Here is a 20,979-nt window from a genome sequence, read left to right on the forward strand (position 1 = left end):
GACATCGTCAGTGCATGCCGCGCTTGACGACGATGTCCTGGTACAGCCGGGTCCATTTCTCCATCTCGTCGAGCGTCACCGCGGGGTCCACCATCGTCGTGCGCAGGCCCTTCAGCGGCGACGGTACCGCCTTGTTCGTCGGAACGTAGTCGATGCCGATCAGGTGCTTCTGTGCCTCGGTCAGCATGTAGTCGTAGAACAGCAGCGCCGCGGCCGGGTGCGGTGCCGCCCGCGTGATGCCGATGCCGTTGGCGCGCGCGACTGCCGGCTCGATCGCGAACCAGTCGATCGGCGCGTTCTTGATCTTCTCGCGCTCGGGCATGTAGCTGTACACCGTCAGCGCGAGCGGCACGTCGCCCGATACGACCATGTTCGTCAGCAGCGAGTGCCCCTGCCGTACCGTGATGCCGTTGCGGCCGACCAGCTCGCGGAAGAACTTCAGACCGGCCTCCTCGCCCATCCCGCGCACCACCGTCGAAAACCATTCCTGGTTCTTGAACTCGATACCGAGCTTGCCGTTCCACTTCGGGTCGAGCAGATCCCGATAGGTCTTCGGCAGATCGTCCTTCTTCACGAGATTCGTGTTGTAGGCCTGCACCCACACCGACAGCAGCGTCGCGACCCATTCGCGGTGCGCCGGCAGCGCGCCGTCGATGAGCTCGACGAAGTGCGGCGAATTCACCGGCTGCAGCACCTTCTCGCGGTGCAGCGCCTCCATCTCGGGCGCCGAGATATGGACGATGTCGGCCTCGTGCCGCCGCGCCGCCGCCTCGGTCAGCGTGCGCTGCAGCACCTTGTCGGTGCCGGCCCGCCAGGTCTTGACCTTGATGCCGTACTTCTTCTCGAACGGCGCGACCAGCGTCGCCAGATCCTGCTCGCTGATGCTCGTGTAGAGCGTCAGCGTGCCTTCCTTGCGAGCCGCCGCCTCGATCTTCGGCTGGCGGTCGGGGCCGTCGTAAGTCAGCAGCGACATGTCCTGCGCCGCGGCGTGCGGCGGGGCCAGCAGTATCGCGGCGCCGACTGTCGCCGCTCCGATCATGTTCAACCAGCGCATCGGTCTTCCTCCTTTCGCATCGGTCCGGCTTCGTTTTTCGGCTACTGCGCCTGCCTCGTGACGATCTCGGCGTAGAGCTTTTCCCATTTCCCGCCTTCGTCGAGGATCACGCGCGGATCGACGAACTTCAGCGGCATCTTGTTCAATGAGGTCTCGACCTTCGTGCTCGTCGGCGCATAGTCGCGCGTCAGGATCAGCGACTGCGCTTCGTTCAGCATGAAGTCGTAGAACAGCACCGCCGCATGCGGATGCGGCGCGCCCTTCGCGACGCCGACGCCGTTCGGCCGCGCGACCGCCGGCGGGATGACGAACCATTCGACCGGCGCGCCCTTGTTCTTCAGCTGCTCGGCCTTGTAGTTGTATACGGTCAGCGCGAGCGGCACTTCGCCGGCCGCGACGAGGTTCGTCAGCAGCGTGTGGCCCTTGCGCACCGACAGGTCGTTCTTCGCGACGACGTCGCGGAAGAGCTTCAGCCCCGTCTGTTCGCCGAGCTCGCCGACGATCATCGCGAACCAGTCGAGGTCGTCGGCCTCGATGCCGAGCTTGCCTTTCCACTTCGGGCTCGTCAGGTCTTGGTAGGTCTTCGGCAGGTCCTCCTTCTTCACGAGCTGCGTGTTGTAGGCCTGTGTAAAGATGTTCAGCCGCGTCGCGATCCACTCGCGGTGCGGCGGCACCGCCTGCGGAATCAGGTCGGCGATGAACGGGGACTTCACTTCCTGCAGCAGCTTCTCGCGATGCAGCGCCTCGAGCTCGGGGCCGTTCGTCTCGACGACGTCCATGTCGAAGCGGCTGCCGCGCGCTTCGGTGACGGCGCGCTGCAGCACCTTCTCCGAGCCGGCGCGCCACATCTTCACCTTGATGCCGTACTTGCTCTCGAAGGCGGTCGTCAGCACGGTCATGTCGTCGACCGGCATCGACGTGTACAGCGTCAGCTCGCCTTCCTTCTTCGCGCTCTCGATCAGCCGCTGAGTGCGGTCGGGGCCCGTGTAAGCGGCGATTTCGGCCACGGTGGCCGCCGACGCGAACGTGGGCTGCGCAAGCAGCGCCGACAGTGCGACGCTCGCGACCGCGGCGAAGCACCGCGCCAGACACGACCGCTTCGGATGAATGCTCATCATGATGACGACCTTTTTCGATAGGGTTCGAACCGGGGCAGAACGGCCGCGCGGTGCTCGCCGCGGTCACGCCTGCCCGAATCCGCGCTGTCGCGGCGACCTTCCTCAGAAGCTGTGGCTGATGCCGAGCGCAGCCTGCGTGATGTCCGCGCCGGCATCGGGCTTGCCGATCGCGAGGTTGCTGTAGCGCGCCGACCGGCCGTTGTTGAGCCGCGAGACCAATGCGAACAGCGAAGTCCGCTTCGACAGGCTGTAGCCCGCGCCGAGGTTCAGCTGTGCGCCGTCGAGCCCGCTGGTCGAACAGGCGCGGCCACCGACGAGTGAGCAGTCCTCGGGCGACGCACGCGCGTAGCTGGCCGCAATCGTCCAGTTGCCGATACTGTGTTCCGCGGAGATCGCATAAGCCCGCTGCTCGTACTCCTTGAAACCGTTCGCCACGCCGTCCGATTCCTTGTACTTCAGCACTGCGTAGTCGACCTCGACGCGGCTGCTGCCGAACTTGTAGCGGACGGTCGCGCGCGTGCCGGTGTCGCGCGAGTTCGCGCCCGGCGCCGCGGTGACGTTCGACACCGACGAGCGCGCGTTGCGCGAGCCGCCGAAATAGTCGGTATGGATTTCGTGCGCAAGCGCGAGATACAACGGCCCGTTCCGGTATTCGATGCCATAGGACTGCAGGTAGGGATTGCGCTCGTCGGTCTTCGCTTCATCGGTCGCGTACTGCGCGTGAAGCTGCAGCCCGCCGAATTCCGGCGATTCGTACAACACGGAATTGGGCGCGCGCAGGTGGAAGCTTCCGGTCTTGCCGCTGCCGAGCGCGGATTTCGACAGGATGCTGCTGTTCGAAACGAAGTTGCCGCTGCTGACGCCGAGGAAGCTGAGGGTATCGCCGAGCGACTTGTAGACGGTGTCGATGTTACCGAGCCTCACTCTGCCGAATCCGCCCGACAGACCGACGAAGCTGTCGCGCGTCGCGAGCTCGCCTCCCCCGGTGTCGACCGGCACCACCTGCTCGATCTGGAATTCCGCCTTGTACCCGTTGCCGAGATCCTCGGTGCCGCGAAAGCCGAGGCGCGAATTCGACGCATTGACCTCCGAATGGCTGTCGATTTCCTCGGCTTTCGCGGCGCTGCTGAGCGTGCTAACGCGCCCCCCCGCTTCGGTCGCACCGTTCGCGCGAACGTACACGATCTCCGGATAGAGCTTGCCGTAGATCACGACGTTCGCCGACTCGGCCTGTGCGACGAGCGGAGCCACGATTCCGACGGCCGCAAGCGCTGCATGGATTGCTCTGTTGCCCACGGTGATTCCTCCCTTGATTTGAGACACCACTCCTCCGACTACACAAACGTTCCCACATACGGAACGCAGTTCTTCTATAATTCGGACGAATATTCCCCCCACCGGAACAGGCTGGCCTGTCAGTGTCGGTTGGAGATCGATTCGAACGGTTGGGCGCGCGGATGGCGCGCCCGCGTCAGCTCATGCGCTCAGCCCGGCTGCGCGGCGGACAGCTCGCCCGCCTTCGGCGGCAGATCGGCGAGCTCGGCCTCGTACGCGCGGTCCATGTGCGGCACGAGCCCGGACCTCGCGAGCGCGTCGGCGAACATCGTGCGCACGACCGGCGCCTCGTCGGCGTAGTCGATCTGGTCGCCGCCCACGCGGCGGCTGATCCAGGCCTTCGGCACACCCTGCGCGTTGCGCATCGACACGACCTCGTGCTTGAACGCGAGGTAGCGCGCCGGTGTCGTGCCGGTGTTGAAATGCTGGTGGAACCAGCGGTTCGGCGGCACGATCATCGTGCCGACCTGCCAGTCGTAGCGGCGCGGCGCCTCGCCTTCGGGCCACATCAGGCTGTAACCCTCGCCGCCGAGGATGATCACGTGCGCGCCTGGGCCGTGGCAGTGCGCCTTCTTGTACGTGCCGACCGGAAACTGCGAGATGTGGCTGTTCATCGAGCCTTTCGCCATGTTGAAGCGGATGTGCCCGCCGCCGGCGCCGCGCTCGGCCGCGCTGATCAGCGGCAGGTTCACCGCATCGGCGACGAAGTTCACGTCGAGCAGCAGCCCTTTCTGCTCCCCCTTGCCGGCGAAGAAATCCGGCTCGCCGGAGAAACGGTTGCGGAAGTCGTATTGCGTGTTGAAGACGAAGTCGGCGTCCTCGTAGAGGTTGATGACGACCGGCGCGTTGGTCACCGAAACGAAGCGCGCGGGACGGCTGCCCGAGCCGTTGAAATGCTGATGCCAGGCGTTGAGCGGGATCGCGAACAGCGCCCCCGCCTTCCACTCGAAGCTCGCGCGCCGGCCGGCATCGTTCCACACCGTCGTCGAGCCCTGGCCGTCGAGCACGTAGATCATCTCCTCGAACAACTGCCGCTGCGGCGCGAGCTCCTTGCCCGCCGGAATCTCGCAGACGTAGCAGTCGTTCGACGTGCGCGAGGCCTCGTGATTGATATACACGCCGCGCCCGCCGCGCCGCGGCCACGGTCGCAGCTCCACCGTGTTCAGGCTCGGCACGTAGTGCGCGCTGATGATGTAGAGCCCTTCATCGCGCACCCAGCGCGTGTAGGGCGAGTCCTTCTCGGTCGCGAATTTCTTCGCGAGCTCGTCCGAGACGATTGCGTCCTTGGCCATCCCCGATCGCTCCTCAATGACAAGTCTTCCGGACCGCGTCGGCGCGGTCCGGCCGGTTGCTTTCCCTGCTCACTTCCGCGCGAGGTACTGCCGCACGAGTGCTTCCGTGAGCTGCATGCCGGGCTGGTATTCCGGCGCATCCTCGAGCTGCTCTAGGTCGTTCAACCCGCACTGCTTGTAGATGCGGTTCACCGCCGAGATCAGCCGCACCGGCTGGTCGGGACTCGCATTGACGTGCTGATGCACGGTGTTGGGCGGCACGTAGATCACGTCGCCCGCCTCCCATTCGAAGCGCTTGACCTCGTCCTGCACCTTCCAGTGGTACGTGTCGGTGATTTCGACGTCGCAGTCCTGGTGCAGGTCGTAACCGCGCCCTTCGAGCACGTACAGGCATTCCTCGGCGAGGTGCCGGTGCCTGCCCGAGCGGCTGCCCGGCGGAATGATCTGCATGTATGCGTCGACGGTCTCCATGCGCGTGTTCATCTGCGAGTTGAGCAGATGCTTGAGCACGCCCTGGCGCGCGAGCTCCCACGGCATGTCTTCCGGCCGGATCACTTTGCGGCGCTGCCGGTTGCGCTCGGGCGCCTGCGCCGCGTCGTCGAGCAAGTTCTGATACAGCGCCTCGTTGGCGCCGCCCTTCAACCACACTTTCGATTCACCCCAAGCCACGATTCCCGCCTCCTCCCGGTTTCGATCCGCACACCCCGCGTCGGGGCTTCAGTCCTCTTCCCGCTCGCGCACGCGGTAGCCCTCGGCCCCGGGCGCCGGCGTCGTCGGCCGCGGCTCGACCATCTTCTGGAACAGCATGTTCATGAACATGTACATCGGCTTGGTCTTGATCACGAGCGCGCGCGCCGGCTTCTCGGGATCGGCGTTGAAGTGCTGATGCACGCAGTTGTTGTGCACGATCGCGATGTCGCCCGCCTGCCAGTCGTAGCGCACGCCGTCGTGGATCTCGTAGCCGCGGCCGTCGAGGATGTAGAACGCCGCCTCGTTCACATGCCCGTGCTTCTGCGACTTGCCGCCCGGCGCGTATTCCTCGAGATGGATGTGGAAGGTCTGGGTGAGGCCGTCCTTCGGCTCCATGTAGTGGCGGCTGAAGGTCTGCGGGCCGTCGCGGAACTTGATCTCGGAGCCCTTGCGCACGCGCGGCAGCGCGCGTAGCCGCGCGAGCTCGTCGTTGAGGTTGTACGGGCCGGCGATCGCGCGCACGAACACCCGGTCCTTCTTGCTGTGGTAATGGGACTCGGTGGCGTCGGACGACGCCGCGACGTCACCGCTCATTCTCGGTTCGTTCATGGTTCCTCCTCTAGCGCTGCAGGGGTCGGGGGGCGCTTACGCAGCCTTCTTCTTTCGTTCGCCGAAAATCGCCACGCATTTTTCGGGGTTCAGCTGGATGTACGTCTTCTCGCCGACCGCGGTCCCGATCGACGGATGCGCGCGGGCGAGCAGCAGCCGTTCGCCGACCTTGACCTGGAAGTCGCGGTATTCGCCGAGAAACACGCGCACGTCGACGACGCTCTCGAAAACGTTGCGTCCTTCCGGGCGCTGATCCGACAGCACGACGTCCTCGGGCCGGACGGACACGAGGACGTCGTCGCCGACGCGCAGCAGGTCGGCCGAGACGACGCCGAGAGGGCCGATCGGCGTCTCGACAACGTAACCGCCGTCCTCGTGGGCGCCGAGCACGCTGCCTTCGATGAAGTTCGTCACGCCGACGAAATCGGCGACGAACTTGTTCGCCGGCCGCTCGTAGATGTCCTGCGGCGTGCCGATCTGCATGATCTGCCCTTCGCTCATGACCGCGATCTCGTGCGACAGCGCGAGCGCCTCGCTCTGGTCGTGCGTCACGTAGATCGTCGTCAGCCCGAGCTCGCGCTGCATGCGCTTCACTTCGAAACGCATGCGGTCGCGCAGCTTCGCGTCGAGGTTCGACAGCGGCTCGTCGAGCAGCAGCAGCTCCGGCTCCATGACGAGCGCACGGGCGAGCGCGAGCCGCTGCTGCTGCCCGCCGGAGAGCTTCGTCGCTTCGCGGTCGGCGAGGTGGTCGAGCCGCACCGCGGCCAGCACCCGCATGACTTTGTCCTGAATCTCCTTGCGCGGCGGGCGCTTGCCGCCGACTTCCAGCGGGAACGCCGCGTTCTGGAAGACGTTCATGTGCGGCCAGATCGCGTACGACTGGAACACCATGCCGAAACCGCGCTTGTTCGGTGCGACGAAGGTGTTCGTCGCCGACGCATACACGACGCGCGAATTGACCGTGATCTGCCCGGACGTCGGCTTTTCGAGCCCGGCGATCGAGCGCAGCGTCGTCGTCTTGCCGCAGCCGCTCGGACCGAGCAACGTGAAGAGCTTGCCGTCGGGCACCTCGAAACTCACGTTCTGCACGGCTTTCACGATCTCGCCGCGCTCGTTCGGATACGACGTGTTCAATGCATTGACGCTCAGCATCCTTTTCTCCTGACCGTTTTTTTTGCGGGACTTCCGCCCTGTCACATCTCCTTGACGCCGAATCGCCTGCCCAGCCACTGCGCGAACAGCACCAGCGCGAACAGCGCGACGATGAACATCACCCCGAGCGCCGAGAGCTCGACGTACTGCCCGTTCTCCCACAGCTCCCAGACGACGATCGACACGACCTCGGTGCCCGGGCTGTACAACAGGATCGACGTCGACAGCTCGCGGATCGACACGATGACGATGTAGATCCAGCCGGCGAGGAGGCCGGGCTTCAACAGCGGCAGGATGATCCGGCGGAAGGTCGTCGCCCACGACGCGCCGCTCATCGACGCCGACTCCTCGAGCTCCTTGTGGATCTGCATCATCGAGGTCGTGCAGTAGCGCAGGCCGTATGGCATGAAGCGCGTGACGTACGCGAGCAGCATGATCCACAGCGTGCCGTAGATGCCGATGTCGGCATTGAGGTAGAAAACCATCACGGCGAGGCCCAGCACCAAGCCCGGGAAGACCATCGGCAGCGACGCGAGGTTGTCAAGCAGCCAGCGCCCGGGGATCTTCGTCTTGACGACGATCCAGCAGATCACCGAGGTCAGCAGCATGATCACGGTCGCCGACGCGAGCGCCAGCACGACGCTGTTCCTCACCGACTCCACGAGCGTCGGATAGCCGAGCACGAAGCGATAGGCGTCGAGCGTCAGCACTTTCAGCGCGCCGAGCGATGGCACGCTGTAGAACTTCTGGAACGACGACCACAGCAGCACCAGGAACGGCAGCGCGACGATCATCGTGAAATACAGCATGAACATGCCGGCGGTCAGATACCGCCACTTGCCGAGATCCATTGGCCGCGGCCGGAAACCCTTGCCGGTCATCGTCGAATACTTGCTGCCCTTGCCCGACAGGCGCGACTGGAAATACACCGCGACCGTCGTGATCAAGAGCAGCGTCACCGCATAGGCCGACGCGAGGCCGACGTTGCTCGGATACTGATGGATCGCCTGATAGATCGACGACGTGAAGACGTGAATGCCTACGGGCAGCCCGATCAGCGCCGGCACCTCGAACGACTCGATCGCGCGGACGAACAGGATCAGCAACGTCGCGAAGATCGCCGGCCAGGCGAGCTTCAGGGTCACGTGCCAGGCGACTCGGAACACGCTCGCGCCGCTCATCAGAGCTGACTCTTCCAGCGACGGATCCATCGACCGAAACGCCGCTGTCATTATCAGGAATGCCATCGGCGAGTAATGCAGGCCTTCGACCCAGACCATTCCCCAGATCGAATAGACATTGAAGAACACGTAATCGGTCTGGAACCAGCCCTGCAGCGCGAGATTCAGCAGGCCGATCTTCGGGCTCGCGAGCAGGATCCACGCGACCGTGAACAGGATGCCGGGAATGATCAGCGGAATGATTGACAGCGCGAAGAACAGATTCTTGAACGGCGTGTTCGTGCGCTCGTTCATCCATGCGAGCGTCGTGCCGGTGACGAACGCGAAGATCGACGTGCCGAGCGCGAATTTCAGCGACGTCAGGAACAGCCGCAGCGTCTCGACGCTGGTGTAGGCGGTGCCGAAATTGCCGAGCGTGAATTGCGCCGCCTTCGCCGCGGTCTGCGGCGTGAAGAAGCTTTGCCAGATCAGAAAGCCGAGCGGAACCAGCCCGAGGTACGCGACCACCACGACCGACAGGCCGATGATGATCCATTTCAGGTCGATCCGCTGCCACAGCAGCGGCGGCGGCTTCTCGCTGAGCACAACGGACCGTTGATCGACGATCTCCATCACGACTCCTCCTTGTTGAGAGCAACGGGACCGGTCTCCCGGCCACCGCGCCCTTCGCGCGCCCTGTAACTATTCCAGTTTATGGACTTCTTATATTCTCTGCGTCTGGACCGAAAACTATTCCAGCGGCCAATACAGTGTCAATAGATAACATGTCAATTTTTTTGCTTTTTAATCCGTTAATTAGCGCATAATCCGGGCGTTTTTGACGAATCTTTAGCGATCTATCAATAGTCCATCTGTTGGACTTTTAATTCGCACTTTGACGCAACGCGCCGCAGGGACCGGAGAAACCGCGCCATTGCGGCGAATCCCGACGCCCGGTCCGGCACGGCACCGCAAACGCACGCCCCGCAGCAGCAGCCGCACAACGCACCGTCGATGCCATTCGTGGTAATGACTCTTCCGAACGCGTTTGCGCCCGGCGAACGCCTGTTCGCGAACCGACCGCGGAGGATGAGCCGAACGCGTCACGCGCATCGACACCACCCGAATGCGCCCGCCACGGATTCAGCGGAGTGCGCTGCGCTCTCGCCTTGCAGCGTCCGCGTCCGCGACAAGACCCATGCAAGTCCATATTATGGCCGTGTTTTTTCATGCATTACGCTCTACACGTAACACACACGCCTATACTCAATTCACGCCGGCTGACTATAGTCCGCTTTATGGACCTATTGTCCGCTAGCGAAGCGTCGTGCGCAGCACCCTTTCGCGCTACGGCTTTCCGCCGATTTCAACCGCCCTGTCTGATGATCGAGGAGTACGCATGAACCGCCTATTCCGCAGCTCGTATCTCGTTTGGTCGCTGCTCGCGTTACCCATGTCGCAAGCCGCGTTCGCGCAGCCGGCGCCGTCCGACGGCGCGATCGCCGAAATCGCGCAGCTCGAAGGTCCGAGCCGGCAGCAGCGGCTCGTCGACGGCGCGAAGAAGGAAGGCGAGCTCGTCGTCTACGAATCGATGACCGGCGAGGACATCGCGCCGATCGTCGATGCGTTCAGCAGGAAGTACGGCATCAAGGTGAAGCTGTGGCGTTCGAGCTCCGAGAACGTGCTGCGGCGCGTCGTCAGCGAAACCCGCGCCGGGCGCTTCGAAGCCGACGTCGTCGAGAACAATGCGCCCGAGATGGAAGCGCTGCACCGCGAAAAACTGCTGCAGCGCGTGCGCTCGCCCCAGTTCGCCGACCTGATGCCGCAGGCGGTGCCGGCGCACGGCGAGTGGGCCGGCCACACGCTCGACGTCTTCGTGCAGGCCTACAACACCGAGAAGATCCGCAAGGAGGATCTGCCGAAGACGTTCCACGACCTGCTCGACCCGAAATGGAAGGGCCGGCTCGGCATCGAGTCCGACGACCAGGCGTGGTTCGCGGCGCTCGCGCAGGAGCTCGGCGAGGAGGCCACGCACAAGCTGTTCAAGGAGCTCGTCGCGACCAACGGCCTGTCGGTGCGCAAGGGCCACACGCTGCTGACGAACCTCGTCGCGGCCGGCGAAGTGCCGCTGGGCCTGACGATCTACAACAACAAGCCCGAGCAGCTGAAGCAGAAAGGGGCGGCGATCGACTGGTTCGTCATGCAGCCGATCGTCGCGCAGCTGCGCAGCGTCGGCGTGCTGAAGACCTCGCCGCACCCGCACGCGGCGCTGCTCTTCTACGACTACATGCTGGGCGAAGCGCAGCAGATCTCGTTCAGCCGCAACTACGTGCCGACGAGCCGCAAGATCGACGCGCCGCTCGCGCGCCAGCCGCTGAAGTTCATCGATCCGGCGCTCGCGCTCGACATGAACGAGAAATGGCTGAAGACCTACGAAGACGTCGTCACGAAGCGGGCCGCGCCGTGACGGGGGCATTCAACCTGGATCGCCTTCACGACAGCGCCGGGGCTCCGGCGCTGAGGCTGCACGACGGCGACGGGGAGCACATCCACGAGCTGTCGATCGGCGAGCGCGGCGCGATCACCGAGTTCATCTGGAAAGTCGACAACGTCGAGCTGACGACGGTCGGCATCGACATCGGCAGCTCGACGTCGCACCTGATGTTCTCGCGCGTGCGGCTGCAGCGGAAGACGCAGCTGTTGTCGAGCCAGTTCGTCGTCGTCGACCGCAAGATGCTGTGGCGCTCGCCGATCCTGCTGACGCCGTTTCTCGCCGACGACACGATCGACGCCGCCGCGCTCGGCGCCTTCATCGACGACTGCTACGAGCAGGCGGGCGTCTCGCGCCGGGACATCGACAGCGGCGCGGTGATGCTCACCGGCGAGGCGATCAAGAAGCGCAACGCGCAGGCAATCGCCGAGCTCTTCGCCGCCGATGCCGGCAAGTTCGTCTGCGCGTCGGCCGGGCACCATCTCGAATGCGTGCTCGCCGCCCACGGCTCCGGCGCTGTCGCGCTGTCGCGCGAAGCCGGCGCGACGGTGCTGAACGTCGACATCGGCGGCGGCACGACGAAGCTGGCGCTGATCCGCAACGGCGAGATCCTGCACACCTGCGCGTTCGCGGTCGGCGGCCGGCTGATCGCGTTCGACCCGCAGGGCCGGCTCACGCGCATCGACGAGGCCGCGCGCGTCGTCGCCCAGGCACTCGGCATCGAGCTGCGTCTCGGACGGCGTCCGGCGCCGGATGAGCTCGAACGCGTGGTCGCCGCGCTCGCCGACGTCGCGGTCTCGATGCTGCGGCAGCGCCCGCCCGCGGGGCTCGCCCGCGAGCTGCTGCTGACCGAAGCGCTGCCCGGCGCCGGCGCGCCCGACATGATCACGTTTTCGGGCGGCGTGTCGGAATACCTCTACGGCCGCGAGACCGCGCAGTTCGGCGACATCGCCCGGCCGCTCGCCGACCGGATCGGCGATGCGTTCGGCGCCGACCGCATCCTGCCGCCGCTACGCGACACCGGGCACGGCATCCGCGCGACCGTGATCGGCGCGTCGCAGTTCTCGATGCAGGTCAGCGGCAAGACGATCCATCTGTCGGGGGCGGCGGCGCTGCCGGTCCACAACGTGCCGGTGCTGTTCCCGGCGCTGCCGGCCGACGGCGCGCTGCCCGCCCGGGCGGTCGCGAGCGCTGTGGCTGCCGCGCTCGCCCGCGCGCACGCGGAGCCCGGCGCGCCGGTCGCGATCGCGCTGCGGTGGCGCGGCGATCCGCTCTATGCGCGACTGCGCCATCTCGCCGAAGGCATCGCCACGGCGATCGGCGGCACGTCCGGATGCCGGGCGCCGCTGATCCTGATCAGCGACGGCGACATCGGCAAGACGCTCGGCCACATCCTCGAGCACGAGCTCGCCGTCGCGCGGCCGATCGTATCGATCGACGGCATCCAGCTGCGCGAGCTCGACTTCGTCGACATCGGCGAAGTGATCGAGCCGAGCCACGTCGTGCCGATCATGATCAAGTCGTTGCTGTTCGCGGGCGGCAACGGCGCGCATCCCGCGGATCGCCCGAACACCGGCGCCCGTTATTCGATTCACTGATTTCACTGAGCGAAAAGGAAGACAACATGGACAGCACCGCTACACCGAAGGTTATGGTCGACTCTTACCTCGATTGGGTGAAGAAGGAGGGTCTGCCGATCACCGAGGATTTCGGGGTCGATCTCTTCCAGGTCGAGACTCGGCCCTGGGCACGCTTCGACGCGCAGGGCGCTGCGGTGCACCTGAAGGGGCGCGGCGACTTCATCAGCATGTTCGTGCTCGAGATCGCGCCGTCGAAAGCGACCGCGCCGCAGCGCCACCTGTACGAGGAAGTCGTCTATGTGCTGTCGGGGCGCGGCAGCACGACGATCGAGACGCCCGACGGCCGCAAGCACATGTTCGAATGGGGGCCGCGCAGCATGTTCGCGATCCCGCTGAACGCGAAATACCGCCACTTCAACGGCAGCGGCTCGGAGCCCGCGCGGCTGGTGTCGACGACGAGCCTGCCGGCCGTCATGAACATGTTCCACAACGAGGCGTTCATCTTCGAGAACAACTTCAACTTCGACGAGCGCATCGGCAGCGCGAAGTATTTCGACGGCGAAGGCGACTTCATTCCGGTGCGTCCCGGCAACCACATGTGGGAAACGAACTTCGTGCCCGACCTCGCGTCGATCGAGCTCAAGCCCTGGGGCGACCGCGGCGCCGGCGGCACGAACATCATGTTCATCCTCGCCGACGGCACGATGCACGCGCACATCTCCGAGATGCCGGTCGGCACCTACAAGAAGGCGCACCGCCACGGCGCCGACTTCCACGTGATGTGCGTGACCGGCACCGGCTACTCGCTGCTGTGGTACGACGGCGAGCCCGACTTCCACCGCGTCGACTGGCAGCACGGCACGGTCTTCGCGCCGCCGGACCAGATGTTCCACCAGCATTTCAACGCGTGCCCGGAGCCGGCGCGCTACCTCGCAACCGCGTACGGCAGCCTGCGCTACCCCTTCACCGAAAGCAAACGCAAGTCGCTGTTCGGCGGCGTGTCGACGAGCCTCAAGAACGGCGGCGACCAGATCGAATATGCCGACCAGAATCCGCGCGTCCAACAGATGTACGAGGAAGCGACACGCAAAGCGGGCGTCACGGTGCGGATGTCGGCGTTCTTGTAGCACTCCAGGGGCTGGACCGGCATTCGTAGGGCTGGAAAGCGAAGCGCCTCCCGCCACGCGGCGGCCGGGCTCCGCTCCACCGTGGGTTGGCAGGATGCGCCTTCGGCTTTCCCGCCCTACGTCCGTGCGATTGCTCTGCCCGGCTCACCGCCTCCGCGGTCGATACGCGTGACGATGCGGGTGGCGGTGCCGCTGCGTCGCCGCCGCGGGCGGAGCCTCGTTGAACACCAGCGACTTGATCGTCACCGGCACCGTCTGCGAGGGCATCCGGATACGGCCCAGATCGATGTAATCGAAATCCCACAACACCACGCCGTCGATCACGAGCACCTCGCTCGCGACGCCGAGCTCGTCGCGCAGCAAGCCCCCGAGCGTCTGCGCAACGTCGCCGTCGAGGATCAGGTAGATCGGTAACCCGCGCGCGACGGTGTTCGCGAGGCCGCGCACGATCCCCGCGGCGAGCGCCGCCACGCGCGAATACGACGGCGCGCCGCGCCAGCGCAGCGCGAGCGCGACCTCGCGTTCGCCCTCGGCGAGATCGAAGGCCGCGAAATGCGCGCGGATTTCACGCGCGACGCGCTCCGGATCGATCGCGTCGCCGAAATCGCACGCGGGCTGCAGCACCTGCAGGTTCCGGCGCGGCAGCAGCTCGCGCGGATCGGAGATGTAGACGGTGTTGCCGCTCAGCTGCACGGTGTATTCGGAGGCCCCCAGGGCGGTCGCGCGGATGCATTCGCCCGGCGGCAGCAGCGGCCACGGCATCGCGCCGGTGTCGAGCCGGTGCCGCAGCGCAGCGCCGAGCAGCAGCGCCAGGTCGCCGAAGTCGCACTGCTCGCGCTGGTACACGTACTCGCCGACGCCGCCGGAGAACATCACGCCGTCGAGCACGCCGAGATCGGGCAGCGGCTCGGTCAGATAGAAGCGCTCGACGCAGTCGCGCGACGGCCGCCCGACGACGGACTCGAGGACGATGCGCGCCATCGTTTCGGCGACCCGCGACATGTCGGAGCGCTCCGCGCGCACCCCGACCCGCCACGCGTAGCCGGCCTCCGCGGCGAGCCGCTCGCCGCCCGGATCGAGCCGGACGATGCGTTGGTCGTCGTCGTCGACCACCTGCAGCCGCCCGCCAACGTGCAGCGCCGCCGTCGCGAGAATCCGCCCGTTCTCGACGAGCGCCAGCTTCGTCGTGCCGCCACCGATGTCAACGTTGAGGATGCGCCTTGCGCCGTCGCGCGACGCGCCGACCGCGCCCGAACCGTACGCGGCGAGCTTCGCCTCCATGTGATGGCCGGCGGTCGCGCAGACGAATTCGCCGCCGGTTTCGGCGAGCACGCCGGCGATCGCCTCGGCGTTGTCGCGCCGCAGCGCCTCGCCGGTCAGGATCACGACGCCGGTATCGACGTCGTCGGGATGCAGCCGCGCCGCCGCATAGGCTTCGTCGATGATCGCGCCGAGCGCCGCCTCGTCGATGCGCTCGGCGCTCTGGTACGGCGTCAGCGTGATCGGCGACTGATAGAGCGCGTCGCGCGCCACGACGACGTAGCGGCTCGACAGCTCCTCGGCAAGCCGGCGCAGCGCGATCCGCGAAAAGATCACCTGCGTGCCCGACGAGCCGATGTCGATGCCGACGCTGACGAGCGCGACGTGATCCTGCTGCCACATCGCGTCGTGCGCGTCGAGCCCGTCCGCGCCGAGGTGGTCGTGATCGTGGTCGTGGTCCCCGCCTTCGTCGTGATGGTGATCGAGGTCCTCGCCGTAGCGGTGATCCTCGATGCGATGGATCCATCGCGCGTCGCGCTCTTCGTCGCTCACTGGACTAACCCTCCGTTCGTTGAACACTGTGCAGAGCGTAGGGCGCATATCACCTCCCGATTCCGTCGAAACTGCTCGCGGGCCAGCTACGACACAATCGATACGACTTCCTCAGCGCGGCCCGTAGCCGAGCCGCAGCGAAACCGCCGCCGCAGCAGCCATCACGTCGGGCGCGAGCGCGGCGAGTTTCTTCTTCGTCAGCCGCTGCGTCGGGCCGGCGACGCCGACGGCCGCGATGACCGCCCCGCCGTGGTCGCGCACTGGCGCCGCGATGCAGCGCATGCCGAGCTCGCATTCCTCGTCGTCGGTCGCGTAGCCGCGCGAACGCACCGCGGCGAGCTCCTTGCGCAGCGCGGCGGGCGTGGTCGTCGTCTTCGGCGTGCGCGCGACGAGCCCCCCGTCGATCAGCCGCCCGACGACCTCGTCCGGCTGGAACGCCAGCAACGCCTTGCCCTCCGCGGTACAGTGCGCCGGCTTGCGCATCCCGAGCTCGGTACTCATTCGGATCGCCTGGCGGCTTTCCAGATAGTTGATGTAGACGATCGCCGCCTCGTCGCGGATCGCCAGATGCACCGTCTCGCCGCTCTGCTCGCGCAGCTTCATCAGATACGGCCGCGCCTCCGTCGAATAGTCCATCCGGCGCCGCACGAGCGCGCCGAGCTCGAAGACGGCGAGCCCCAGCCGGTACTTGCCGCTCTCGACGTTCTGTTCGAGCATGCCCGCCTCGATCAGCGTCGATGCGAGCCGGTGCACCGTGCTCTTCGCCAGCAGCAACTGCCGCGCGAGCTGCGTGACGCCGATCTCGTAGTCGTCGTCCGAAAACGCCTTCAGCAGGCGTATCGCATTGGCGACCGAGGACAGCCGCTTGTCGGAACCTTCCTTGCGCGCGCGTTTCGTGTTGTGTTCCATGTATCAGAACTCCATGCTTATATACGGAACACATCGTATCAGTCGCCGAGCCGGATTGCGTTATCAACCCGCCAATTCGCTACCGTTCGGGCTGAGCCCTTCGACGGGCTCAGGGCGAACGGATGTCTTCGATAGCTGCCGGCTAGGCCGGCTTCGACAGCCGGATCGCGAGCTTGAAGCTCACGAACAGCATCGCGAGCAAGGCCGCGGTGATCGCAATGCCGGCGCCCTCGACGAGGGTAGCCACCGTCGGCACGAAATATCTGGCGATGCCCAGCAACGCGATGCCGAGGCTCAGGAACGCGATGACGAGTCCCATGACGCGCGACACGATCAGCGCGCGCCGGTCCGCGGCCCGCAGCAGCCGCGCGATCCACAGGCCGTTGACGCCGTCGGTGACCATCATGCCGAGCATGAACACGATGCCCAGCGCCGCCGAATAGAGCCAGCCGGCGAGGGACGACGCCGTCAGCGAAAACAGCGCCGCCTGGCTCAGCGTGTCGAACGACAGCGCGAACGCGGCGCCGACGAAGGCGATGACGACCGGGTGGCTCGCCTCGCCGAGGCGCCCGAGCAGACGCCCCTTGAACCCGACCGGGTGCACGACTTCGCCGCACGGCGCCTGGAACACCGCCCACAGGTTCGCGCCGCCGAGACCGAGCAGGAACAGGATCGAGATCCACGCGCCGACGTCCTCGAGCCAGTCGGGCGCCGACCACTGCTGCGCCGCGACCGCGACGGCGGCCGCGACCGCGGTCACGACGACGCCGTGACCGAGCGAAAACAGGAAACCCGACCAGCGCGACAGGCGCGGCTTCGTTCGCAGGTTGAATCGCGTCAGCCCATCGATCGTCGCCAGATGGTCGGGGTCCATGCCGTGCTTCAACCCGAGCAGAAATACCACGACGGTCAGCCCGAACATTTCGTGCGGCAACGTGTCCATGTGCATGCCCCTTTTTCAGAATTGCTGCGCGCGCCGAAGCGGCCGGCGCACCGGTTTCATTGCCCCAGGAACAGCTCGTTCCACGTTTTTTCCCACACCTGCGCCTCGTCGAGCACGGTCGCGGGATCGACCATCGTGTAGGTGAAGTCGTTGAGCTCGGTCTTGACCTTGCGGCTCACCGGCACGCGCCCCATCGAGTTGAACAGCTCCTGCCCTTCGGGCGACAGCAGGAAGTCGGCGAACAGCAGCGCCGCATACGGATGCGGCGCGTTGCGTGCGACCGCGACCCCTTGCGGGCGCCCGACGACCGGCTCGACCGGCACCCAGTCGACCGGCCCGCCGCGCCGCTTCATCGATTCCGCATAGGTGTTGTAGACGGTCAGCCCGACCGGCACCTCGCCCGCCGCGACGAGCTCGGACAGCAGCGTGTGCCCCTTGCGCACGTCCGGCTTCAGGTCCGCCAGGCGGCGGAAGAACGCCATGCCTTTGTCCTTGCCCCAATGCTTGACGAGGGTCGCGAGCCACTCGTGGTCGGTGGCTTCGATGCCGATCCGCCCCTTCCATTTCGGGTCGGCGAAACCTTCGTAGCTGCGCGGCAACTCGTCGCGTCGCACTTTCGTCGTGTTGTACGCGACGACGAAGAAATTCACGCGATCCGACACCCACTGCCGATGAGCCGGCAATGCGGATGCAGGCAAATCGGCGAGATACGGGCTGTAGAACTCCGACAGCAGCTTTTCGCGCGTCAGCATCTCGAGCTCGGGGCCGTTCGTTTCGACGACGTCGACGGCGAAGCGCTTGCCTTGCGCCTCGGCGACGGTCCTTTGCACGACTTTCTCGCTGACCGCGCGCCACATTTCGACCTTGATGCCGTACTTCTTCTCGAACGCCTGCGTCAGCGGAAGCGACTCGGTTGTCGCTAGCGACGTATACAGCACGAGCTTGCCTTCCGCCTTCGCCTTGTCGACGAGGCGCGCCGCACGATCGTCGCCGCGGTACATATAGATCGGTTCGTTCGCCGCGCCCGACTGCGCGCCGGCGACCGTCGCCCATGCGAGCGCGGCGGTCACTGCAACGCGCGACCAGATTCTGAATTCTCCAAGCCAGCTCATTTTTTTCTCCTCCGGTAATGGCTGCCGGCGCCCGTGTCCAGGTCGCGGCCGTATGCTCGATGGACTCCGACGTCAGCACCGCAAAACCGATCGGTCGCGGCGACGAGCGAACGCTGAATGCCGGGCTCGCTCGACGAATGACCTTCGCAGGGGACGACGACGAGCGTCGCGCCCAGCCACGCGCGGCACAGCTCCCACGCGGCGGCCGGTGGCGTCACCGCATCGGCGCTCCCCTGCACGACGACGCCGGGAATGCCGGCGAGGCGGTGCACGCCCGCGAGCAGCTCGCCTTCTTCGATGAAGGCGCGATGAACGAAATAATGGGTCTCGATCCGCGCGAGCGTCAGCAGCGCCGCGTCGTCGGCGTCCGTCGTCGCGGCAGGCCGCTGCCCGCCGGCGATCAACGCATCCTCCCAGGCGCACCATGCGCGCGCCGCCGGCAGTGCGACCGCGGGATCGGCGCTCGCGACGCGGCGGTGGTAGGCGCCGACGAAGTCGTCGCGTTCGCGCGCGGGAATCGGCGCGACGAATCGTTCCCAGGCGTCGGGAAAGCGCTGCGACGCGCCGAGCGCATACAGCCAGTCGAGCTCGCGCTGCCGGCCGAGGAAGACCGCGCGCAGCACCAGCGCGGCGACCCGCGTCGGATATCGCTGCGCGTACGCGAGCGCGAGCGTCGCGCCCCACGAGCCGCCGAACACCAGCCACCGGTCGATCGCCAGCGCCTCGCGCAGCTTTTCGATGTCGCCGATCAGGTGCGCGGTCGTGTTCGCCTCGAGCCGGTCGCGCGGCTCGGAGCGCCCACAGCCGCGCTGATCGAACAGTACGATGCGATAGCGCGCCGCGTCGAAGAAGCGCCGCGCGTCGGCCGTCGCCGCGCCCCCCGGTCCGCCGTGCAGATACAGGGCCGGCCGCCCGAGCGGGTTGCCGCCGACCTCCCAGTAGATCCGATGGCCGTCGCCGACGTCGAGGAAGCCCGCATCGTGGGCCGCGACCGGCGGATAAAGCGCGACGGCCGCCGATGCGGGCACGGAATCCCAGCTCATGCCGACACCCACGGCCGCTGCGGCTCGGCCGCCGCCGCGCCGGCCCCGCTCGACGGCCGGCCGACAGCGCTCGACGCCGGAAACACCAGCGACTTGACGACCACCGGCACCGCGCCGGAAGTCTCGAGCAGCGCGCCGATGTCGATGAAGTCGAACTCGGCGACGGTGATCCCGTCGATCGAGACGACCGGGTTCGGCACGCGCAGCTCCTCACGGCAATGAATGCCGACCAGGCCGCCGACGTCGCCATCACCGACGAGGATCAGCGGCAGGCCGCCGTCGATGAGCGGTGCGAGCCCGGCGAGCAGACCGCGACAGAACGCGTCGAGCCGGCCGAAGGTCGCCGAGCCGCGCCAGCGATAGCAGATCGCGACGGCGCGGCTGCCGTCGTCGAGATCGAGCCGGCGCAGCGAGTGCCGCGTCGCGTCGGCGATCGCCTCCGCATCGAGGCGCTCGTCGTCGAGCGGCAGGTCGGGAACGACGACCGGGACGTTCCTCACCGGCAGCGTGTCGGCGGGCGCGACGAAGATCGTGCCGCCGCTGACCTGGACGGTGTATTGCGACGCGCCGACGACGGTCGCGCGGATGCCTTCGTCGGGGCGCGCGACGCACGGCCCCCACGCGCCGACCCGCCGCAGCACGGCATCCGCGAGCGCTGCGCCGAGATCGCCGTACGAGCCGCTCTCGCGCCGGTAGACGTATTCGGACACGCCGCCGGAAAACGTCACGACGTCCGGTTTGCGCCCCGGCGCGAGCGGCGCGAGGCGCAGCAGGCGTGCGGTCCCGGCGCTCGCCGCGGCGCCGTCGATCGCCTCGAAGAGCCGGTCGGCCATGATCTCGGCCATCCGCTGCAGCCCCGCCGGATCGACCCGCTCGCCGAGCTCGAGCGCGAGCCCCGCCTCGCTCGCGAAGCGCCGGCCGGCCTCCTCGATGCGCCGCACGCGCCCTTGCTCATCGAACGCGACGATGCGCGCGCCGACGTCGATCGCCGTCAGGTCGACGACCGCACCGCCGTCGCAGACCGCGATCTTCGACGTCCCGCCGCCGATATCGACGTTCATGACGCGCACGCCGTCGCGGATCGAGCGCGCGACCGCGCCGGAGCCGTATGCCGCGAGCGTCGTCTCGAGCGCGTCGCCGGCGCTGACCGATACGAACTTCCCCGCCTGCGCGGCGAAGAGCTCGCCGATCGCTCGCGCGTTGTGCCGCCGCACCGCGACGCCGGTCAGGATCAGCGCGCCGGTGTCGATCGCCGACGACTCGATGCCGGCGAGCGCATATTGGCGCCGGATGAAGCAGCCGAGTTCCGTCGCGTCGATCGTCATGTCGTCGGCGTAGGGCGTCAGCAGCACCGCGGACTCGTAGTCGATCGAGCGCTCGGCGACGACGTAGCGGTTGTCGAGCCGTTCGAGCACGAGGCGCGAGAACGTCAGGTGCGACGTCGACGAGCCGATGTCGACGCCGACGCTGAGCAGCCGGATCTCGTCCTCGACTTCGAGGCTGCGCCTGACGCTGCTGAAGAACACCCTGCCGCCCGCCGGATCGCGCATGC

At 66.7% G+C, this 20,979-nt stretch carries 17 protein-coding genes; 3 read left to right on the forward strand and 14 right to left on the reverse strand.

The annotated features are described in order from the left end of the window. Positions 1-7 precede the first annotated feature (7 nt). From U5817_RS12030 to U5817_RS12065, 8 genes are all read right to left on the reverse strand, one after another. Positions 8-1,054 (reverse strand): ABC transporter substrate-binding protein, encoded by a 1,047-nt coding sequence (locus U5817_RS12030; protein WP_407280889.1) that lies wholly within the window; start codon positions 1,052-1,054, stop codon positions 8-10. 41 nt (positions 1,055-1,095) lie between these two features. After that, positions 1,096-2,172: an ABC transporter substrate-binding protein gene (locus U5817_RS12035; protein WP_407280891.1), complete on the reverse strand. Its 1,077-nt coding sequence runs from the start codon at positions 2,170-2,172 to the stop codon at positions 1,096-1,098. Positions 2,173-2,274: 102 nt separating this feature from the next. Next, positions 2,275-3,468 carry a porin gene (locus U5817_RS12040; RefSeq protein WP_407280893.1) on the reverse strand — a complete coding sequence of 398 codons (1,194 nt, stop codon included), beginning with the start codon at positions 3,466-3,468 and terminating at the stop codon, positions 2,275-2,277. Positions 3,469-3,656: 188 nt separating this feature from the next. Continuing rightward, positions 3,657-4,799 carry a cupin domain-containing protein gene (locus U5817_RS12045; protein WP_407280894.1) on the reverse strand — a complete coding sequence of 381 codons (1,143 nt, stop codon included), beginning with the start codon at positions 4,797-4,799 and terminating at the stop codon, positions 3,657-3,659. A gap of 69 nt (positions 4,800-4,868) precedes the next feature. Continuing rightward, on the reverse strand, positions 4,869-5,468 hold the full coding sequence (locus tag U5817_RS12050) for a cupin domain-containing protein (RefSeq protein WP_407280895.1): 600 nt from the start codon (positions 5,466-5,468) through the stop codon (positions 4,869-4,871). A 48-nt stretch (positions 5,469-5,516) separates the two neighbouring features. Then, positions 5,517-6,098, reverse strand: a complete 582-nt coding sequence (locus U5817_RS12055) for a cupin domain-containing protein (protein WP_407280896.1) — start codon at positions 6,096-6,098, stop codon at positions 5,517-5,519. Between the two features lie 36 nt (positions 6,099-6,134). After that, positions 6,135-7,250 (reverse strand): ABC transporter ATP-binding protein, encoded by a 1,116-nt coding sequence (locus U5817_RS12060; RefSeq protein WP_407280898.1) that lies wholly within the window; start codon positions 7,248-7,250, stop codon positions 6,135-6,137. Between the two features lie 41 nt (positions 7,251-7,291). Next, complete coding sequence (locus U5817_RS12065; protein ID WP_407280899.1) at positions 7,292-9,043, reverse strand: ABC transporter permease; 1,752 nt, start codon at positions 9,041-9,043, stop codon at positions 7,292-7,294. A 766-nt stretch (positions 9,044-9,809) separates the two neighbouring features. On the opposite strand from U5817_RS12065, the gene U5817_RS12070 reads away from it, so the two are divergent. From U5817_RS12070 to U5817_RS12080, 3 genes are read left to right on the forward strand one after another with little or no spacing between them, the layout of a single operon-like run. Further along, positions 9,810-10,877, forward strand: a complete 1,068-nt coding sequence (locus U5817_RS12070) for an ABC transporter substrate-binding protein (protein WP_018992945.1) — start codon at positions 9,810-9,812, stop codon at positions 10,875-10,877. Further along, positions 10,829-12,499, forward strand: a complete 1,671-nt coding sequence (locus U5817_RS12075) for an ethanolamine ammonia-lyase reactivating factor EutA (protein WP_407280902.1) — start codon at positions 10,829-10,831, stop codon at positions 12,497-12,499. Before U5817_RS12070 ends, U5817_RS12075 begins: the two co-directional genes overlap by 49 nt. 26 nt (positions 12,500-12,525) lie before the next feature. Further along, on the forward strand, positions 12,526-13,608 hold the full coding sequence (locus U5817_RS12080) for a hypothetical protein (RefSeq protein WP_040395822.1): 1,083 nt from the start codon (positions 12,526-12,528) through the stop codon (positions 13,606-13,608). Positions 13,609-13,752: 144 nt separating this feature from the next. On the opposite strand, the gene U5817_RS12085 is transcribed toward U5817_RS12080, so the two are convergent. The 6 genes from U5817_RS12085 to U5817_RS12110 form a co-directional block, all read right to left on the reverse strand. After that, on the reverse strand, positions 13,753-15,420 hold the full coding sequence (locus U5817_RS12085; RefSeq protein WP_407280903.1) for an ethanolamine ammonia-lyase reactivating factor EutA: 1,668 nt from the start codon (positions 15,418-15,420) through the stop codon (positions 13,753-13,755). A gap of 111 nt (positions 15,421-15,531) precedes the next feature. Continuing rightward, positions 15,532-16,329, reverse strand: a complete 798-nt coding sequence (locus tag U5817_RS12090) for an IclR family transcriptional regulator (RefSeq protein ID WP_407280904.1) — start codon at positions 16,327-16,329, stop codon at positions 15,532-15,534. A 142-nt stretch (positions 16,330-16,471) separates the two neighbouring features. Then, complete coding sequence (locus tag U5817_RS12095) at positions 16,472-17,272, reverse strand: nickel transporter (RefSeq protein WP_407280905.1); 801 nt, start codon at positions 17,270-17,272, stop codon at positions 16,472-16,474. 56 nt (positions 17,273-17,328) lie between these two features. Next, complete coding sequence (locus U5817_RS12100; protein WP_407280906.1) at positions 17,329-18,384, reverse strand: ABC transporter substrate-binding protein; 1,056 nt, start codon at positions 18,382-18,384, stop codon at positions 17,329-17,331. Beyond that, complete coding sequence (pip, locus tag U5817_RS12105; RefSeq protein ID WP_407280908.1) at positions 18,381-19,427, reverse strand: prolyl aminopeptidase; 1,047 nt, start codon at positions 19,425-19,427, stop codon at positions 18,381-18,383. Before pip ends, U5817_RS12100 begins: the two co-directional genes overlap by 4 nt. Continuing rightward, a complete protein-coding gene (locus tag U5817_RS12110; RefSeq protein ID WP_407280909.1) occupies positions 19,424-20,977 on the reverse strand; it encodes an ethanolamine ammonia-lyase reactivating factor EutA in 1,554 nt (517 codons plus the stop codon). Before U5817_RS12110 ends, pip begins: the two co-directional genes overlap by 4 nt. Positions 20,978-20,979 lie beyond the last annotated feature (2 nt).

The sequence above is a fragment of the Aromatoleum evansii genome (assembly GCF_045689615.1).
GTDB classification, from domain to species: domain Bacteria; phylum Pseudomonadota; class Gammaproteobacteria; order Burkholderiales; family Rhodocyclaceae; genus Aromatoleum; species Aromatoleum evansii.